Below are 17,680 nucleotides of genomic sequence, written 5' to 3'. Positions count from 1 at the left end.
CGTCCAGACTCCCTCATAGAGGCCAAAGCCGCCGATGCCGCTGAGCGGCGTGCTCGCGGAGAGCTCGGCCAGCGAGGACCCGAGGAACACCGGCCAGTAGCCGATCGCGCGCATGGTGTAGGTGTCCGGATCAACCGGATTGAGAATCGCAAAGACCAAGAAGGCAATACAACCGTACTTGAGGATGCGGACCAGGAAGGAGAGAACGATCACCCGCCACAGAACCCCCCTATGGTAGATCGCCCTGATCTGCGCCCCCGTGAGATCGAGCTTCTCCCTCACCGCGGCTGCCTTCCGCCACATCGGCGCGATCCGCACGACGAGCCTCCCGCCCCATCTCATGAGGCGCGGCAGATACGACAGCGCCGCGACAGTCGTAACGAAGAAGAGCGACGCGACAGCGGCGAGCACACCGGTGGATATTCCCAGCCTCGCCGCGCCCACGACCATGACTCCGATTGCGATGAGCGGGACCATGACGACCAGATCGAGGACAAAGGCAATGGCCCAGACAGAGGTTCCAATTTCGACCGGGAACCCAAATCGGGCATTGAGGATCACGACGTAGATCAGCGAACCCACCCTCGCGGGGAGGAGATCGGCGAAAAGATTCCTCACGAGAGTCACGAGGAACATCTGGCCGCCGCTGATCGGAATGTCCGTTTCCGATGCCCGCATGAGCGTGAGATATCTCATGTTCCTCAGCACGGTTGAGGCAAGGCCCACGGCCATATAAGCGAATATCCCTGCAGGCGCGGCATTCCTGATAGAGTTGACGATCTCCGCCGGGCGCACGATGGTAAAGAGGTAGGCGAAGATCGCGCAACTCACGACCGCGGATACGGCCAGATACCATACGTTCTTCTTGGTTGTTCTTTCCATTGAGCGTTACTTTTAAACCACTGAACCTGCCTGCCGGCGGGCAGGGACACTGAATTCACCGAAGAATCATTTCTTTTTGTCTCAGTGTATTCAGTGCTCTCAGTGGTTATTTCAGATAATCTATCCCCTGACTCCGTGGTCTCCGCGACCTCCGTGATGAAACGTCTATCACACAACCGGCCCAATCCCTTCCCGCCCCTAGCGGGTAAACCGGCAGCTTGCCCGCCTCCGGCGGGGCTGGCGCGCAATCTGCGGTTACACCTCTCACATCAGTGAAAATACTGAACATATTTCGTAACTACTCAGGTAGTCAGAAGCCAGAATCCAGAATGGATCGCGCATAAGCTTCCAGGAGCTTACTGACCTCTTCGAGTAACTGCATTAACTCGGAAACATCGCCGTAGCCCAAGTCCTCAAATGTCGCCGCCGTCGTCCTCATTCTAACTCCTGGCTCCTGACTCCTGAATTCTGGCTCCTGAGCAGTTACCATAATTTCAGTGAATTCAGTTACCTCAGTGGTTACACCCCTTTATCCGCTGATGTTGTATGAATAATCAGAATGGAGCGTCTTGTTTTACCCCCGCACCAGAAGGCCACGGGCACGCCTGCGGATGAATGGAGACTTAGGCCGCCAGGCCTTCGGTGCGGGGTTCCGCCCCGCTAAAACCCTCACCGTATCAAGTGCTGCCGCGGTCTTGCCCTCGGGGCTCCACTTTTTCGCTCCCTCCAGCACTGCCACCCGGCCCTGCCTGGCCCCGGTTGTCGCCCTTGACCATTGCCTGTCTGCCGGCGCCGACCCGTCCCTTCCCCGTCGATGGTGCGCAAAATTCAGATCTACCTGTCGTGGGTGAGCAGATAGGCCCAGCAGAGTTTTTCCTCCCCGAATCGCCCGCGGCACCGCCCGATGCCTGATCGAACACACATGATCCATCCAGGGCGAATGCCCGGCTGCCATAGCCCCTGAGAACCGCTGTCTTTAAACCCGAGCGAAAGGTGCGGCACCAGCGGCACCGTCCGTCCCTTCCCTGACCGCTGATGCGCAGCTCCATCCCCTGCTTTTCGATCGCCTTGAGATTCACCGATGCCCCATTGAGCTTCGCCTTGTTGGTGGCCCACGTGTGTATTCCCTGCACGAGCGAAAATACCGGCGCACCTGAGAATTGGAGCACCCAGCGGCACCCCGGGCCATTGCGCGATGCCCCGTCAAAATGCATCCTCAGGACCCTTTCACCAGCGGCACCCTCCGGAGAAACGGTTCGCACCAGATCGGGGCAGGGGTACGGCAACTCCTTGACGCCCGCCTTTTCAAATCTGATACGGATGACCTCCTTCTTCTCGCTGAGGCCGAGCACGTTACCGATCCCGTATGTTCGATGCTCGATGCGAGCCCCTACCGCAACGGTTGTTTCCATGCGGCACCTCCTTTCACTACATTAGACGAGGTGACCGCGGATTTTATTCCTTTATTTTTACATTAAAACTTCCTTTTTATTCAGGTCCGGGACCAGCCCCCCTTCCACGGCGCACGCCCACCTCCATGGGCCGCATGCCAGGCACGATTGAAAAAGAGCTATTCTCCGGCTCACTTATCATGCCCTTTCTTGTACACCGCCCTCGCCTCACGCACAAGAGCCGCGGGGAGAGGCGGTGAAATCCTGCCGCCGGCCCGCGCGGCGTCGAGCGCGGCCCTGGCACAGGCAGGGCAGGCGCAGAAATGCTGGATGAGCTGTTTCTTCCGATACAGAGGCACACCCCCCTCGATGTAGAGCGCGACCTCCTCAGCGGAGGGGCATGGGATAGACTCTTTCACCATCGATCGCGCCCGCTTCTTCAATGCAGCTTCCATCAGCATCCCTAGCTGATCCTGCTGCCGGGCCCTTATTCGACAGCGCGCGCAGCCCTCCACGTGTTTGCGCAACTCATCTCTGGACACGACTGCCTCACCATCACAGAATCGAGCCAGTACCTTCCGATCAGGACATTTCATCATGTTTTCCTCCCATAGTATGGGACGGATTGCGCCACTCTTTTATTCCAGTAAATCTGCAATATTTTTTATGCCGCTCCGGACGAGCATCCGATGGATCCTCCCGCGCGCGCTGAGGAGCCTCTTCCCCACACTGCCCACCGGGATTCCCATGAGCGACGCGATCTCGGCGTACCGTCGCCCCTGCCAGTAGAACAACGTCACGATATCGCGCTCATCTTCAGCGAGGCGCCCCACGCAATTCATCAGGATCTCACCGCACTCTCGCTGCACGACAGGGCGCGGCGCTCCCGCCCGTCCTCCCCGGCCTATACCCGCACGGGACACCGGCGAGGGTTCATCCTCGTCCAATGGCTCATATCGTGCCCGTTCCCGGTGCAGGCGCCCCCTGAAATAATCAATGCAGAGGCGCGCGGTAACCGCGGCGAGGTACGTTGAAAATCTGGACCGGCCTTCCCACGCGCGCAACCTCCGCGCTCCGCCACTCCAGAGATTTTCAACGACATAGATAAAGAGCTCGCGCACCTCCTGCTGCTTTCGTTGGTAATTCCCGATGATGCGGTAGATGAGGGCTCCGTATTCATCCAGGAAACAATCCCATGATGCTTCATCCCCCGTAGCACAGAGGGCGACGAGGCGGCGGTCTTTTTCGATTCCTCTCGTGCGCTCATCGCTCATCCACTACCCCCGCTATCCGCCTGCGCCCCGGTCACACCCGCGTGTTCATACGCTCACTGACGCCCTCTCTGACCTGATGCATCCGTTCACCAGTTCGCCCCCCTGGAACACCGCGCCGGGCAGGGCCACGACCCTCTCCAACCTGCAGCCGCCGCCCACGCGACAGCAATCCCCCAGGACGACCGCCGGCCCGATCCTGCAGCCCCTCTCAATCTGGCAGTCCCGACCCATGATGACCGGCGGGATGAACTCAATCCCGGGCATCGCGGCTCCATAATCCGTCTCTCTCCCCAACGCCACCAGACGCTCACAATGGGCGGGCATCCTCCCGTGGATGAAATCCATAGTGGCGTCGAAGTAGCTCGCGAGCGTTCCGATATCCCTCCAGTAGCCGCTCGCCTGGAAGCCGCACACGCGCTCACCCGCTTCGAGCATTGCCCTGTAGCCATCCCTGTTGATGCATGAGAAGCGACCTTCGGGGAGATAGTCGAATATTTTTCTACTGAGCACGTGAACGCCGGTGAAGATGACCGGAGTGAGCCCTTCCCCGGGTACCCTCTCGAGCATGCGCCTGATCCTCCCCTCTCCATCCATCTCAACCCGGCCAAAACCCGCCCCCTCTTCCCACTCCCGCACCACCATCGTCGCCGCCGCTTCGCATTCGACGTGCCGGCGGATCGCGCGCGCGAGATCTATGTCCATCAGCGTATCCGCATTGATCAGGATGAACGGATCCTCGTCAAAGAAATCCTCGACCTTCTTGAACCCTCCCCCCGTCCCCAGTATCTCTGTCTCGGCAGAATAGTCGATGTGGAGGAGCGCGCGGTAGCGGGAGCCGAGGCGCGAACGCACCGGCTCGGCGAGGTGATGGAGATTGATGATAACGTCGCTCACCCCCGAGAGCCGCAGCAGCTCCAGGACGAACTCAATCTGCGGGCGGTTCGCGACCGGGAGGAGGGGCTTGGGGAGCTCATTAGTGAACGGCCTGAGGCGCGTGCCGAGGCCGGCGGCAAGGACCATCGCTTTCACATTACGCATTCTCCCTGCGAGGTGCGACGCGCACCGTGTCATTTTCACGCACCACGGGCTGCGCGGCGTGCCCTACCGCAGCAGCGGAATATGGCGCGCGAGGAGCCGCACGCACTCCCCCATGAAATCAAATCTCTGCGCATTCTCCTTCACGTACGCGAACGTCGGCTCGAGGCAGGCGAGGTAGCAATCATTGCCTCTCGCCACCGCCATGTACCCGAACGTCCCGCAGGCCTTGAGGTTCCGCTGGAGGCTCACGAGGTCGAAACGGTCGAGGAACACTTCCCTGTCATGCCATGCCATCCCCCGCTCCGCACTCTCGCGAAGATAGTACTCGACCATTTGGCGACGGAGCGACCCCTCCAGCACCGTGTAGGAATCCCTGAGCAGCGACGCGAGGTCGTACTGGCAGGGCCCCATGCGGGCGTCCTGGAAATCAACTATCTTGAGCGCGCCATCCACCACCATGAGGTTGCGGCTGTGGTAGTCGCGGTGGTTGAGCACGCGTGGGAACGCCGCGAGCCGAGTAGCGAGAATGGAGAACCCCTCGCGGATCGCCTCCCGTTCGTCCTCCTCCAGCTTCGCCCGGTACAACCCCTCCACGGTATGCAGGAGAAAAAAATCAAGCTCCTCCATCAGCTTTTTCCGGTCAAATGATCGGTGACGCGCGACACACTCACGCCGGAGGCTGGTGCCGAGGATATGTATGGTGAGCAGTTCTTCGATCGCGATGCGATAGAAACGGGTGAACGTCTCCTCGTCCGCCCCCCTCAGTCTCTCCTCGAGGGTGAGGTCGCCGAAGTCCTCCATGAGGATCACGCCATTTCCCTCATCATACTCGTAGATCTCGGGCACCGCAGCTCCACACGCGGCCAGGTGGTCTCTCACATCGGTGAACGACCGGTCTTCGTCAGGCTGCAGCTCGTCACGCACCATCATGACCGCCGTCCCCCCACGGTAACTGATTCTGTAAAATGAGCGAAGAGATGCATCCCCCCTGAGGCGCTGGAGCGGCTCGGGCGCGGCCGATCTGCTCCTTAAAAAACGCTCAATCCTCTTTTCCTTTGACTGCGGCATGGCAAATCACTATGATGATGCGTTGAAAATTTAAACGCCACGTACGACGCGAAGGGGAACCGGCCGAGAGGCTTATCTTATCACTATCCACACACCATGACCAGCGCGATTAAACCGCCACGGCTCCGGCCCGGCGACACCATAGGAATCGCAGCGCCCGCGAGCGCGTTTGAGGAGGAGGCGTTCCACCGCGGCATACGCCGCATCCACGACGCGGGTTATCGCACCTCCTTTTGCCCCGATATCTTTTCGCGCAGCGGTTACCTCGCCGGTACCGACGAGCGGAGGGCGGACGAGCTGCACCGCCTCTTTGCCGACCGCACCATCAGCGCGATCTTCTGCGCGCGCGGCGGCTACGGCTCGCAGCGGATACTCCCGCTGCTCGACGCCGCGACGATCCGGAGGAACCCCAAGATCTTCATGGGCTACAGCGATATCACGGCACTCCATACTTACTTCCAGAAGATGTGCGATCTCGTCACCTTCCATGGCCCCCTTGTGACCGAACTGGACAGGATGGACGCTGGTGCGGTAAGTTTTGTCTTCGAGTCTCTCGGCCGTAAAAGTCCATGGGGAGAACTGCCTGCATGCGGGATAGAGGCTCTGTGCCCGGGAAATGCAGAGGGAGAGCTGATAGGGGGTAACCTTTCAATTTATTCTATCCTCCTCGGGACTGTGTACGCGCCTCTCATGGAGGAGAAGATCCTATTTTTTGAGGACAGGGGAGAAAAACCTTATGCGATTGACCGCATTTTTTCTCACCTCAAACTTGCCGGCATATTCAACAGGATAAATGGATTGATCCTAGGGCAGTTTGTTCCGCCTGTGGGATGGGAGGGGGAAGAAGAGAGCTACGGGGCGGAGATTAAGCGAATAGTACTGGAGGCAGCGCTCGAATTCAACTTCCCCGTGTTGGCGAATTTCCCCGCGGGACACGCCAGGAGAAATATATGCTTTCCCATGGGCGTACGGGTCAGGATCGATGGGATAAAGAAGACAGTGGCAATCGTTGAATCGTGCCTGGCGGGGTGAGGGGAGGGAAATCATGCGAAATTGGACTTCGCGAAGGTCTGATTCCCTATTGAGCAGAAGAATGCTTTAATTATTAATGGGAGCACTTTATTTGATTATTCAGAAATTCCCTTTTTTAATCAAATTGATGATATGGTTGGAAATAAATTGCTTTATTCCATCCCGCCTCAGCTAAGCATAATTTTTCAGAAATAGGGGTGTAAATATATAATATGAAAATTCACTTAAGCGCGATCTGCGGCATGGGGATGGGCTCGCTCGCGCAACTCCTCAGGGCGAGCGGCCACGAAGTGAGCGGCTCCGACGCGAGCTGCTATCCTCCCATGTCAACTCTCCTCGAGCAGGTCGGCATTGAGATAAAGAACGGATTCACTCCGGAGCATATCAGCGCGGATACAGAGCTGGTGATCATCGGGAATGCGGTGCGGAGCGACAATCCCGAGGTTGGAGAAACACTGCGCCGGGGGTTGAGATACCTCTCATTCCCGCAGGCGCTCGAGGAGATGTACCTCGTACAGCGGACCAGCGTGGTAGTCGCGGGGACGCACGGGAAGACGACCACCTGCTCCCTCATCGCCTGGATGCTCCACCACGCGGGTCTCTCCCCCGGCTTCCTCATCGGCGGCGTCCTGCGCAACTTCGACTCCAGCAGCGCGCGGGGAGCCGGGCGGCACTTTGTCGTCGAGGGAGATGAGTACCATACCGCCTTCTTCGATCGCGCGCCGAAGTTCCTCCACTACCGGCCTCACGTCGGCATCCTGACGAGCATCGATTTCGACCACGCCGATATCTTCAGCGGCATCGCTGCCTGCGAGGACGCCTTCGCGAGCTTCGCGGCGCTCATCCCCCCCAACGGCCGCCTCATCGCGTGCGGGGACGATCCCCGCGTCCGCGAGGTCTGCGCGCGTGCGAGCGTAGCGCCGGTTGAATGGTATGGATTCCGCGATGATTCACAATGGCGTATCGCGGACTATCACAGTGCGGGCAGCGGCGCATCGTTCACGATACTCGCTGACGGGAGCGAAACTGTTACGATAGACTCTCCACTCGCCGGAAGGCATAACGCCCTCAACGCCGCCGCTGCATTCGCGGCCGCGCACGGTCTGGGAGTCTCCCCCGGCAGTATCCGTGACGCGATCATGAGCTATCAGGGAGTCAAGCGGAGGCAGGAGGTCCGCGGCGTCGTCGATGACATCGTCGTGATCGACGACTTCGCGCACCACCCCATCGAGGTACGCGAAACGATCGCCGCGCTCAAGGAGCGCTACGCGGGGCGGAGGCTCTGGGCAGTATGGGAACCGCGTACAAACTCAAGCCGCAGGAGCTTTTTCCAGAACGATTATCCCGGCGCCTTCCTCAAGGCTGACCGCGTCATCGTGGCGGGCGTGTACCATCCGGAGCAGATCGAACCGGAATGCCGCTTCTCACCGGAAAAGCTCGTCGCCGATCTCCGCGGGAGGGGAATCAACGCGCGCGTCATCGAGAACGTTGATGATATCCTCCGCACGATCGAGGCTGAGCTCACGGCAGGGGATGTCCTCCTCATCATGTCCAACGGCTCTTTCGGGGGAATCCACGGGCGCATCATCGAGGCGCTGCGCGCGCGATCGGGCACTCAGCATCGGGGAAAACCGGGCGCGCGCGCATCGAAACGCGAGGGGGAGCCCCTGAACTAACTCTCGTGGAAGGCAATGCAGACCAACGCCTGCCAGAACACGATGCACCACGGATTGACACGTGAGCTTTGCGACTTATTTTTTGCACCTGACTTCTCTGAGTAACCCTGAATTTCCACTTATCAGAGTAATCAGGTTAATCAGGTGCTAATTTTATTGAAATGCGGGGGCAGTGGATTACATCTGCGACGCCTGCCTCGCAAGCTCAATCTCCCTCACGAGGTTTTTGATGACCGTGTGCGCTGCCTTTTCAATCGAATCCGCATTAAATTCGGCGAGCTCCTCGGTATCCGTTTTATAGATCAAACGCCCTGATGTGGGATCCACAAGCCGCATCCTCACATAGACCTTATCCTCCAAGGTAATCTTCGCTTCGAGGTCAAACGGGAGCGGCGTATCGGTCGCCACCGGACCGAGTTCTTCTTTCATGTCGGCCTGGAGCACCGCATCAGCCTGTTCCACTCCGCCCACCAATCTGAATCGGCCCCTCCCCTTCCTCTGGAGTTCGTCCACGAGGCATTCCTTCATCTTCATCGACTCCTCATCATCCCTCGCGCCCTGAACACGCTCCACGTAAATTGCCCTCACTTGGAGCAGGCGTTTTTGCATCTCCGGGTGATTCCGATAATAGCCGGACATCGCCCGACCGCCGGCACAGGAAGCGAGGGTGAGAAGGCAAAAGGTGGCAAGTGACCATTTCGTCGCCACGCGTAACATATTCATACTGGCTCCCTCCCGATGTACTGGATTGCAGTAGTCATTATATACCATACATAACTCCAGCCGCAACGTGGGGTTGCGGCAATCGTCCATGCACCGACCTCGTCGCGCGACCGCGTATCTAATCCTTACAAAAACAGGACAGGGCCATAGGATATGGTATACTATCCCTGATTTTACACGGAGTTCCGCCATGCCCCAGTACATATGGTTTTTTATCCTCGCCGTCGCCGCGGGTATCGTGACCGCCCTCGGGTTCTCGCACCTCTGGCGGACAAAGAGCGCGCGAATTGCCGCCGAGCTCATGGGCCGGTCGCAGGAAGAGAAGTCCAGGGAGCTCGAGGCGATCCTGGAGCGGGTGAAGGGCTCGTTCGCCATCCTCTCGCAGGAGGCCCTCGGCCGCAGCGTGAACGAGTTTCTCAAGCTTGCCGCGCAGACGCTCCAGACTCACGTCAAGGATGGAGAAAAGGATCTCGAGGGCAAGAAAAAGCTCATCGACCAGAACCTCAAATCCATGACCGAGGAGATGGAGCGGGTGCGCGCACTGCTCAAGGATTTTGAGAAAGAGCGCAGCCAGCAGTACGGGGCGCTTGTGAACCAGCTCAGGGCCACCGGCGAGCTCACCGCAAAGCTCGAGCACACCACGGTCGAGCTCACCACGGCGCTCTCGAGCAGCCGGCAGCGGGGGCAGTGGGGAGAGCGGATGGCAGAGGACGTGCTGCGCATGGCGGGGTTCATCGAGGGGATCCAGTACCGCAAACAGAAGCAGATCGAGGGAGCCGCGGGGAGGCCGGACTTCACGTTCTACCTGCCGCAGCAGATGGTCGTCAACATGGATGTGAAATTCCCGCTGGACAACTACATGCACTACGTGGCAGCGAAAACAGACGCGGACAGGGAGCGGTCCGCAACGCACTTTATCAGGGACGTGCAGAACCGCGTCAAGGAGCTCACGGGCAGGGAATACATCGATCCGGCTGGAGGCACCCTCGATTACGTGCTCATGTTCATACCGAACGAGCAGGTGTACGCGTTCATCCATGAAAAGGCGCCTGAGCTGATCGACCGGGCGATGGAGAAGCGGGTGGTGCTCTGCTCGCCCATAACCCTCTACGCCATCCTCGCCGTGATCCGCCAGGCGGTGGAGAATTTCAACCTCGAGCAGAAAACCGCCCAGATCCTCTCGCTCCTCGGCACCTTCCTCTCCCAGTGGAGCAAATTCACCGAGGGGATGGACAAAATGGGGAAAAGAATCCTCGAGGCCGAGAAGGAGTACGAGGCGCTCATGTCAACGAGGCGCAACGCCCTCGAGCGCCCCCTCAGAAAGATCGACGAGCTCCGCCAGCAGAAGGGGATCGAGATCGCGTCGCTCCCGGCAGGGGAAGGCGATGACCTCGCCGCGGGTGAAGCGGAAACCCTGTTGGAGGAAACCGGACAGCCCGATGCTCAACGCGAGTGAGGCGGTGCGCGCCCCTCTCACCGGCAGGTACCGTCAGTCGTCCCCGCGCACGCTGAAAGCCTCCCCGAGGACGCACCATGACGCTAGTGCGGCACGCATCACGAGAAACGAGCCACGAGTCACGAGTCACGGGTTTCACCCACCTCCACAACCACTTCTGGGGCTCCTATTCCGACAGCGTGCTCTCCGTCGATGAGGGGCTCGACCGCGCGGCCGCGCTGGGGCTGACGGCCATGGCAATCACCGACCACGGAGAGCTTGCCCTGCACCCAATCTTCCTTGAGGCCTGCCTCAAGAGGAACATGCGGCCGATCCTCGGCTGCGAGTGCAACTTCGTTGAAAACGCCGCCAGGACGATCGAAAGCGGCGACACCCACCGCAATCACCTGATCCTTCTGGCCCGGGACGATGCCGGACACCGCAATCTGGTCAGCCTGATCAGCGAGTCCTGGACCAATAACTGTTTCCAGGGCCAGCGCGGTCTCGTTGACTGGGCCCTCCTTGAAAAGTACCACGAGGGGCTGGTGTGCCTAAACGGCTGCTACTACGGCTCGTTCCCTCTGAAGATCATACGCGAGGGGATGAAGGCCGGCGAGAGGGAGCTGAGACGCTACCTCGACATTTTCGGAGAAGACTTCCATCCAGAAATGATGAGCATCGGTTACGAGCTCCAGAAAATATCCAACGCGGGGATACTGGAGCTTGTCCCGCGCTACGGACTGAAGCCGGTTATCACCAACGACGTCCACTACCCCTACCCGGAGGATTGGATAGCGCACGATATCATAATAAAAAGCCGCTACGGCAGTATAAGCGATTTCAGCGTCGAGACCAAAAGCATATGGCTGAAGAGCGAGCAGGAGATGCTCTCTCTCGGCTTTGACTCCGCCTATATACGCAATACCATGGAAGTGGCCGAGAAGTGCCGGGTTCGCCTCCATGGCGGGATCGAATCCCCCCCGGTAATGCTCGGCTCGGCGGAAGAAGACATCAATCACCTCTCCGGCCTGTGTCTGCGGGCGATCGAGGGAAAAGTGCCGCCGGCGGACAGGGCTTCCTGGGCAAGGTTGTTCAGGTCTGAGGAGCGTCTGATAAGAGAGGCCGGCCTGGCCGGTTACCTGCTGGCGGCCGCGGAGCTGGCCTCGTATTTTCACAGGTCAAAAAAGAAGGTCGCTCTTGTTGAAGGCCGCGCGGGGCGGAGCGCCGCCGCCTGTCTCCTGGGCCTCAGCGATCCCCCTCCCGATCTGAACGCCGAACCGGGGCTTCACAACTTCACTAACCTGGCGATCAAATGCCCCAACCCTGGCAGCGCGATCAGGCATCTCATGGACAGGTTCGGCCCGGACAGGGTATGCCGTGTCGCGGAGATGGTCCCTATCCGCGGCGGCGACGCCCTGCTTTACACGGCGGAGGTCCTGGGCATACCGGCAAAAGAGAGGGAAGAGGGCCTTGAAGAAGTGATAAAAGCCGCGAGCGTCGAGGAGAACATCTCAAGGAGCGCCGCCCTCGCCGGATTGTGCCAGGCAATGCCCGAGCTCCTCAAATGGGCCCGGAGGATAGAAGGCATACCCCGGATATCGCGCCCATCTCAAAGCACCGCCGCCGTCACAGGCGGCCCCATCGCCCGCCTCCTTCCTCTCAAGAGACTCGGCAAGGATATATTCGCCCAGTATGATGCCGAGGGGGCGCGGCTCGCAGGATTCATCACGCTCGAACTGAGAGAATATTAAGAACAACGTGTGGCGAGGGGGGAGTTATGTTATAAATAACTCAGCTATCACTGATCAAATTAAAAAGGAGATGCCAGATGAAAAAATTGCTACATATCGTTGCCGCCCCACGCGGTGAAGATTCCAGGACGCTCAAGGTATCCCGCGCGTTCCTGGACGCATTTCGGGAAAAGCAGCCGTCATGCCTGATAGACGAGCTCAATGTCTTCACCGAGCCCCTTCCTCCCCTCAGCGTGCCGGTCGTCCAGGGGAAATACGTACTGCTCGGCGGGAAAGATCTCACCGGCAACCTGAAAAGTGCCTGGGGAGATGTCATCCGACACATCGAGCGCTTCCTCTCGGCTGACGGATACCTCCTCAGCACGCCGATGTGGAACTTCAGCATCCCCTACCCCCTCAAACACTACATAGACGTCATCCTCCAGCCGAAGTATCTCTTCCGATATACGGCAGAGGGGGTCGAGGGCCTGGCGAAAAATAGGAAAATGGTGGTCATTGCGAGCCGGGGTGGCGACTACCGGCCGGAGAGCCCCTTACACAATTACGATTTCCAGGAGCCGTACCTGCGCACGGTCTTCGGATTCGTCGGCATCACCGATATCACATTTGTGATCGCTCAGCCCATGGACGCAGCGGGCCCTACGGTCGCGGGGGCGGCGATAGAAAAAGCGATGGCGCTGGCACGGGAGAAGGCGCGGAGTTTGTGATCACCGGGGCTATTTGAATCTGTAGAGGGGCCGTAACCTGAATCCTGCGTCATAATTAAGTGGTGAAGGCGTATATCCTTTTAATATCAACCTATACACCCCCAGCGAATCTATTCTTGCATTACTTTACCCTCTCATACTCGGATTGGGCAGAATCGAGACCACGTATTTAATGAATCTTTCTTCAGTCTGACACCGGTATCTTCTCGTTGATCGGGACCCTGAAGAGGCCGTTCATGATTTCGCCCGTTTTCTTCTCGACCATCGTTTTGATTTCAGGTGAAAGTTTGGTTTCAAACTCGTGGTACGGGGCGAGGCATGCGCCGCCCTTCTTCATCATTGACCACTCGGCGTAATCCATTGCGACATAGGTGCCTCCCCTCACCGATTTGATCACGTGCTCAACCGTGGGCCACATATCCCAGACGGGGGAGGTGACCACGGTGTTTGGAGCGAGCGACGATTGATCCAGCATGTTGCCGAACGCGACGACACCCTTCTCCTTCGCCGCCTCGATGACGCCATAGCGCTCTGCGAAGAGCACGTCAGCCCCCAGAGCCACCTGGGCAATGGCGGCCTCCTTTGCCTTCGGTGGATCGAACCACGAATTGATGAAAACCACCTTAATCGAGGCTTTCGGATTGACTTCCTTCGCTCCGGTGATAAAGGCGTTGATGATGCGGTTGACCTCGGGGACCGAATACCCGCCGACCACGCCGATCACGTTTGACTTTGTGAGCTTGCCTGCAATCAGCCCGCACAGGTATGCGGGCTCATGGATCCAATCATCAAACACAGAGAAGTTCGGCTCAACCGGCCCCAGCCCCGAGCCGAAACAGAATGCGACCCTCGGATAGTCTTTCGCAACCCGCCGCACCGCTTCCTCGGAGCCGAACGCGTCGCCCATGACGAGTTCGAAGCCCCTGTCCGCGAACTCGCTGACCACGCGCTCGTAATCTGGTCTCGGAACAGACTCGGCCCACTGGTAGTTAATATCGAGCTCTTTCTTCGCTCTCAGCAATGCCTGGTGGACACGCCCATCCCAGGGCTCTTCAATGGGCGTGGTGAATACCGCGGCTACCTTGAGCGCCTCCTTGCCCACCGCCTTCTGTTCGGGAGGAGTAGATTGCGAACAGCCGATCATGCCCACTATAATCACGCCTGCACAGACATATGCCAATAGTATCGCAACCCTTCTCATTGCTTGTCTCCTTATATAAATCAAATGGTATAGCATCTACTATACAAAATAGAGATCTACAACCGCACAATTCAGCATTGCAATATAATTGTACTATAACAGGAAGGTCAAAAACCAAATCTCAGCTGCGCTTACGGCGCCTGGCGGTTGTCGGTAGGAGAGGCCGTTCCACCGTTGCGACTTTCAGGAGTAGTATCTGCGCACTGTATTAGAATTCGCCGGTATCACGGACATCACCTTTGTGATCGCCCGGCCGATGGACGCGGCGGGGCCAGGGGTGATGCAAGAGGAGATTACAATAACGGGAGCGGTCGCGGGGAAAGCCGCACAGTCCTTTCGAAATCTCACAAGGATGCATTCATGCAACCCATCAATGCCGCTCCGGTGAGAGCTGACTAGTCACGGCGACAGCATGAACTGATTGCTGAACCCCATCTGCTTGTCCAGCCTGACAAATTTACCCGTGTTCAGATTGACGAATGACCCGGCGAAGACTATTGTGGCATTCACGCCGCGTGGAACCTTGAAGCGCAATTCCCCGGAGTTGACGACCGGCGGGAAGGCCGCCCCACTGAATACAGGTTGAATGTTTCTCGGGTTGTATTTCCTGGGCCCTGCCATCCTGGGCCCAAACAGGAGTACCTGCCCTCTCTTAAACACATCACTGACTGTCCCGGTTCTGTCCACCGCTCCGGGGTTCATGATGGCAGCCAGATAGATCTTGAGGGGCGCGCGCGCATAATTGTATTCTGTCGCGTACACCCGCCAGGAGAGAACAAGGGTTTCGCCAGGCTTGAAGTTCTCATCTCCATCCCTGCTCGGTTTCACCTCGAGTTCAAGGAAGTTGGGAGGAGCGGGGTGGGGAGTTACCGTCGCTTGAACCACGGGGGGAGTGTCAGTCGGCCGCGGCGGGGGTATTTCTGTTGCTGTTGCGGTCGGTGTCGTGGTATCGGGAGGAGATGTGCCAGTCACCGTCGGTGTTATTGTTGGGGTGTTCGTCGGAGTCGGGGTGATCGTGGGCGTATTGGTTGGAGTCGAGGTTATCGTCGGCGTATGAGTCGGTGTCGGTGTCCTGGTCGGCGTCTGAGTCATCGTCGGGGTCGGAGTAATCGTGGGCGTTGACGTCTCCGTAGGAGTCGGCGTAATTGTCGGTGTAGCTGTCTCCACAACATCCCCGAAACAGTAGAAAACGTTGTCATGGGAACCAACATACAGCCTTCCGTCAGAACCTATCGCAGGAGGAGATTGCACATCGTTCCCTGTCACGTAGCTCCACAGAAGCGATCCATTGGAATTCAGAGTGTAAATTGCATTGTCATTAGATCCCCCGTAAACCAGTCCGTCTGATCCGATGCCCGGAGAAGAAAAAATCCAGTACCCTGTTCTATAGCTCCAGGATAATAGGCCTTCTGATGCGAACGCATAAACATTATTGTCAACAAAACCTATGTATATCGCTCCATTAACTCCTACGGCGGGAGAACATTCTGTCCCATATATTCCAGCTTTATAACTCCACGAGAACACACCGCCTGATGTGAATGCGAAGATGCTATTCGCATACGTACCGCTATACACGGTTCCATCAGCACCTACGGCCGGTGAAGAGAGCACTGTACCCCCAACGCAGTAACTCCACGAAATGGACCCGCTGGGGTTGAACCCATAGACCGTCTGATCACACGATCCAAGGTAGATGCTCCCGTCATTGCCTATGGCCGGCGAGGAATATACGGCGTCTGCCGTCTCATAACTCCAGGCGAGAGATCCATCCGATGCGAGCGTGTAAAGCCTATTGTCATTGGAGGCCACATAGATCCGTCCATCTGCACTGATTGAAGCCGAAGAAAGGTCTATGTCGTGTCCCGCCAAATAGCTCCAGTCAAGTGAACCAGAAGATGCAAATGCGTAGAACGCATTGTCCCATGACCCTATATAAATTCTGCTGTCAGAACTTATGGTGGGTGAAGAGCTGATGAAATCCCCGGTGGCATAACTCCAGGCGAGCGAGCCAGAAGAGTCAAGAGCGTAAAACATGTTGTCCTTTGACCCCACATATACCTTCCCTCTTGAATCCACGGCAGATGAAGACGTTATGTAGTATCCCGTCTCGTAACTCCACAGCATAACCCCCAATCGAGGACCGGCATAGGGGCTCTGTCCCGTGTGCCTCACATCATAATGAAACATCGGCCAGGGGGCACATGGCGTCGGTGTAAGGCCGGTTGATGTGGGAGTTATCGTCGGCGTGATGGAAATTGTCGGTGTCTGTGTTGGTGTTCCAGTCGGTGCAATGTAATCAACAACAACGTAAAGCTGGGTGCATCTGGCGTCTACATCCGATTGGAAAGATCCCGAAAGGGATACTGCAGCAACCAAATCATTAATCTCAACCCATGTCCATTGACTGCCTGTGTTTGGGTTGGTCGCCCATTCTATCGAATAGTCGGCATAGGTATGGGTTAGATCGAAAGGGAGGCTGGCATAGATTATCCCATGCGTGACTATCCCGAGCTGGCTACTACACTCATGATATCCAACCTCCTGAGAAACGGAGTGTATTTCAACTTTATTGATAGTGCCCGCAAGCGACACATCCTGAAGCGTGTAAGTGTCAACTTTACTACCATCATAATTACCTTGGGCTGCAACGTAGCTCGAATCACCATCGGGCGATTGGTCGGCGACGCACTGCCAATTGGGAGTGGAAGGGAAGGGAGTTAGCTGTATGTAATCCCAGTTCCCATTCGGCCTGATGGTCACTGTGGCCGCATGTGAAACACTGATGATAGTGAGGGTAAATGCAAAGAATAAGATAATAGACTTTCTCATAATCATTTTCCTTACTGCTATTTGCTGTAACAACAGCACCGTCCTTTTCTCAAGTTATATACAGCAACTATCATACCAGTCTAAGTTAGAATCACACCTGTTTCAGCTAAAGGCTATCCCTTTGCATAGTAAGCAAATACGACTTTCTTCTGCCGTTTATACAAAACAACTATTTTTGCGTTATGTCAATTTGCTAGCAAAATGGATACTTTGTTCATAGGCGAGTGGGAACTTTGTTCCTATTCTGACAAAGACGTGTCAATTCAGATTGCTAATATCAAGCTTAATATGACTGACAACCAGGCATGATCCATATAGTAAATGCTCTTTTCAGCTTTATGTGTGGGTTATATAGACACATACATTTAATTTACTCCCCGGACGCGCGAACAGCCTATCACTCCTTCGCTTGTGCGAAGGGAGAAGATCACGAATAGTTTATTCAGCCCACATGCCATGAAATTGCGTCGATGATATTTAAGAAGGAAGTCGAGCAATCAAACTGCCCTGACATAATCCAATTATTAGGATATAATTAGGGTCTCCTGAAAAAGTATTTTTCGGATTGTATACGCGAGAGCACCGGCTATTATCTCCCCCTTCATACCTGAAAGAGACTTCCCCTCCCGCCCCTGGTCAGATTCTCTTCGCCGCCGTGGCCAGATTCATG

The 17,680-nt window shown here is 57.1% G+C and carries 14 protein-coding genes and 1 pseudogene; 5 read left to right on the top strand and 10 right to left on the bottom strand.

The genetic code is table 11. The annotated features are described in order from the left end of the window. The 7 genes and pseudogenes from NTX71_07810 to NTX71_07780 all read right to left on the bottom strand — a co-directional run. Positions 1-882 (bottom strand): lysylphosphatidylglycerol synthase transmembrane domain-containing protein (locus NTX71_07810; GenBank protein MCX6339809.1); only part of this gene is annotated, 882 nt, incomplete at its 3' end. A 310-nt stretch (positions 883-1,192) separates the two neighbouring features. Next, positions 1,193-1,297, bottom strand: a pseudogene (locus NTX71_07805) (four helix bundle protein). Positions 1,298-1,559: 262 nt separating this feature from the next. Next, positions 1,560-2,294 (bottom strand): hypothetical protein, encoded by a 735-nt coding sequence (locus NTX71_07800; protein ID MCX6339808.1) that lies wholly within the window; start codon positions 2,292-2,294, stop codon positions 1,560-1,562. A gap of 170 nt (positions 2,295-2,464) precedes the next feature. Then, positions 2,465-2,872, bottom strand: a complete 408-nt coding sequence (locus tag NTX71_07795) for a hypothetical protein (GenBank protein MCX6339807.1) — start codon at positions 2,870-2,872, stop codon at positions 2,465-2,467. A 39-nt stretch (positions 2,873-2,911) separates the two neighbouring features. Further along, complete coding sequence (locus NTX71_07790; GenBank protein ID MCX6339806.1) at positions 2,912-3,547, bottom strand: sigma-70 family RNA polymerase sigma factor; 636 nt, start codon at positions 3,545-3,547, stop codon at positions 2,912-2,914. Between the two features lie 45 nt (positions 3,548-3,592). Further along, complete coding sequence (locus tag NTX71_07785) at positions 3,593-4,567, bottom strand: NDP-sugar synthase (protein MCX6339805.1); 975 nt, start codon at positions 4,565-4,567, stop codon at positions 3,593-3,595. 81 nt (positions 4,568-4,648) lie between these two features. Then, on the bottom strand, positions 4,649-5,653 hold the full coding sequence (locus tag NTX71_07780; GenBank protein MCX6339804.1) for a phosphotransferase: 1,005 nt from the start codon (positions 5,651-5,653) through the stop codon (positions 4,649-4,651). A 96-nt stretch (positions 5,654-5,749) separates the two neighbouring features. On the opposite strand from NTX71_07780, the gene NTX71_07775 reads away from it, so the two are divergent. Both NTX71_07775 and mpl read left to right on the top strand, forming a co-directional pair. Next, positions 5,750-6,685 carry an LD-carboxypeptidase gene (locus NTX71_07775; GenBank protein ID MCX6339803.1) on the top strand — a complete coding sequence of 312 codons (936 nt, stop codon included), beginning with the start codon at positions 5,750-5,752 and terminating at the stop codon, positions 6,683-6,685. A gap of 212 nt (positions 6,686-6,897) precedes the next feature. Continuing rightward, positions 6,898-8,361 carry a UDP-N-acetylmuramate:L-alanyl-gamma-D-glutamyl-meso-diaminopimelate ligase gene (mpl, locus tag NTX71_07770; GenBank protein MCX6339802.1) on the top strand — a complete coding sequence of 488 codons (1,464 nt, stop codon included), beginning with the start codon at positions 6,898-6,900 and terminating at the stop codon, positions 8,359-8,361. A gap of 177 nt (positions 8,362-8,538) precedes the next feature. Here mpl and NTX71_07765 read toward each other — a convergent pair whose 3' ends face one another. Further along, positions 8,539-9,084 carry a hypothetical protein gene (locus NTX71_07765; GenBank protein MCX6339801.1) on the bottom strand — a complete coding sequence of 182 codons (546 nt, stop codon included), beginning with the start codon at positions 9,082-9,084 and terminating at the stop codon, positions 8,539-8,541. Between the two features lie 190 nt (positions 9,085-9,274). Between NTX71_07765 and NTX71_07760 the strand changes: the two genes are divergently transcribed. From NTX71_07760 to NTX71_07750, 3 genes are all read left to right on the top strand, one after another. Then, entirely contained in the window at positions 9,275-10,540 is a 1,266-nt protein-coding gene (locus tag NTX71_07760; GenBank protein MCX6339800.1) for a DNA recombination protein RmuC, read from the top strand. A 77-nt stretch (positions 10,541-10,617) separates the two neighbouring features. Then, positions 10,618-12,270, top strand: a complete 1,653-nt coding sequence (locus NTX71_07755; GenBank protein MCX6339799.1) for a PHP domain-containing protein — start codon at positions 10,618-10,620, stop codon at positions 12,268-12,270. 77 nt (positions 12,271-12,347) lie between these two features. After that, positions 12,348-12,977, top strand: a complete 630-nt coding sequence (locus tag NTX71_07750) for an NAD(P)H-dependent oxidoreductase (protein MCX6339798.1) — start codon at positions 12,348-12,350, stop codon at positions 12,975-12,977. 184 nt (positions 12,978-13,161) lie between these two features. Here NTX71_07750 and NTX71_07745 read toward each other — a convergent pair whose 3' ends face one another. Together NTX71_07745 and NTX71_07740 are read right to left on the bottom strand one after the other, a co-directional pair. Next, the gene (locus NTX71_07745; protein MCX6339797.1) at positions 13,162-14,178 is read right to left on the bottom strand and encodes a BMP family protein; all 1,017 of its coding nucleotides are present in this window, start codon (positions 14,176-14,178) and stop codon (positions 13,162-13,164) included. 399 nt (positions 14,179-14,577) lie between these two features. Further along, entirely contained in the window at positions 14,578-17,010 is a 2,433-nt protein-coding gene (locus tag NTX71_07740) for a PQQ-binding-like beta-propeller repeat protein (protein ID MCX6339796.1), read from the bottom strand. Between the last annotated feature and the right edge of the window lie 670 nt (positions 17,011-17,680).

The organism is Candidatus Auribacterota bacterium, from assembly GCA_026392035.1.
Lineage (GTDB): Bacteria > Auribacterota > Tritonobacteria > UBA1439 > UBA1439 > JAPLCX01.
The sequence above is the reverse complement of the archived record's forward strand: the minus strand, read 5'-3'. Positions and strand labels throughout refer to the sequence as shown.

What these genes read in the sequence shown, in the direction of transcription:
- NTX71_07800 (MCX6339808.1), bottom strand. Translation starts at nt 2,294, where the DNA reads ATGGAAACAACCGTTGCGGTAGGGGCTCGCATCGAGCATCGAACATAC.
- NTX71_07795 (MCX6339807.1), bottom strand. Translation starts at nt 2,872, where the DNA reads ATGATGAAATGTCCTGATCGGAAGGTACTGGCTCGATTCTGTGATGGT.
- NTX71_07790 (MCX6339806.1), bottom strand. Translation starts at nt 3,547, where the DNA reads ATGAGCGATGAGCGCACGAGAGGAATCGAAAAAGACCGCCGCCTCGTC.
- NTX71_07785 (MCX6339805.1), bottom strand. Translation starts at nt 4,567, where the DNA reads ATGGTCCTTGCCGCCGGCCTCGGCACGCGCCTCAGGCCGTTCACTAAT.
- NTX71_07780 (MCX6339804.1), bottom strand. Translation starts at nt 5,653, where the DNA reads ATGCCGCAGTCAAAGGAAAAGAGGATTGAGCGTTTTTTAAGGAGCAGA.
- NTX71_07775 (MCX6339803.1), top strand. Translation starts at nt 5,750, where the DNA reads ATGACCAGCGCGATTAAACCGCCACGGCTCCGGCCCGGCGACACCATA.
- mpl (MCX6339802.1), top strand. Translation starts at nt 6,898, where the DNA reads ATGAAAATTCACTTAAGCGCGATCTGCGGCATGGGGATGGGCTCGCTC.
- NTX71_07765 (MCX6339801.1), bottom strand. Translation starts at nt 9,084, where the DNA reads ATGAATATGTTACGCGTGGCGACGAAATGGTCACTTGCCACCTTTTGC.
- NTX71_07760 (MCX6339800.1), top strand. Translation starts at nt 9,275, where the DNA reads ATGCCCCAGTACATATGGTTTTTTATCCTCGCCGTCGCCGCGGGTATC.
- NTX71_07755 (MCX6339799.1), top strand. Translation starts at nt 10,618, where the DNA reads ATGACGCTAGTGCGGCACGCATCACGAGAAACGAGCCACGAGTCACGA.
- NTX71_07750 (MCX6339798.1), top strand. Translation starts at nt 12,348, where the DNA reads ATGAAAAAATTGCTACATATCGTTGCCGCCCCACGCGGTGAAGATTCC.
- NTX71_07745 (MCX6339797.1), bottom strand. Translation starts at nt 14,178, where the DNA reads ATGAGAAGGGTTGCGATACTATTGGCATATGTCTGTGCAGGCGTGATT.
- NTX71_07740 (MCX6339796.1), bottom strand. Translation starts at nt 17,010, where the DNA reads ATGAGAAAGTCTATTATCTTATTCTTTGCATTTACCCTCACTATCATC.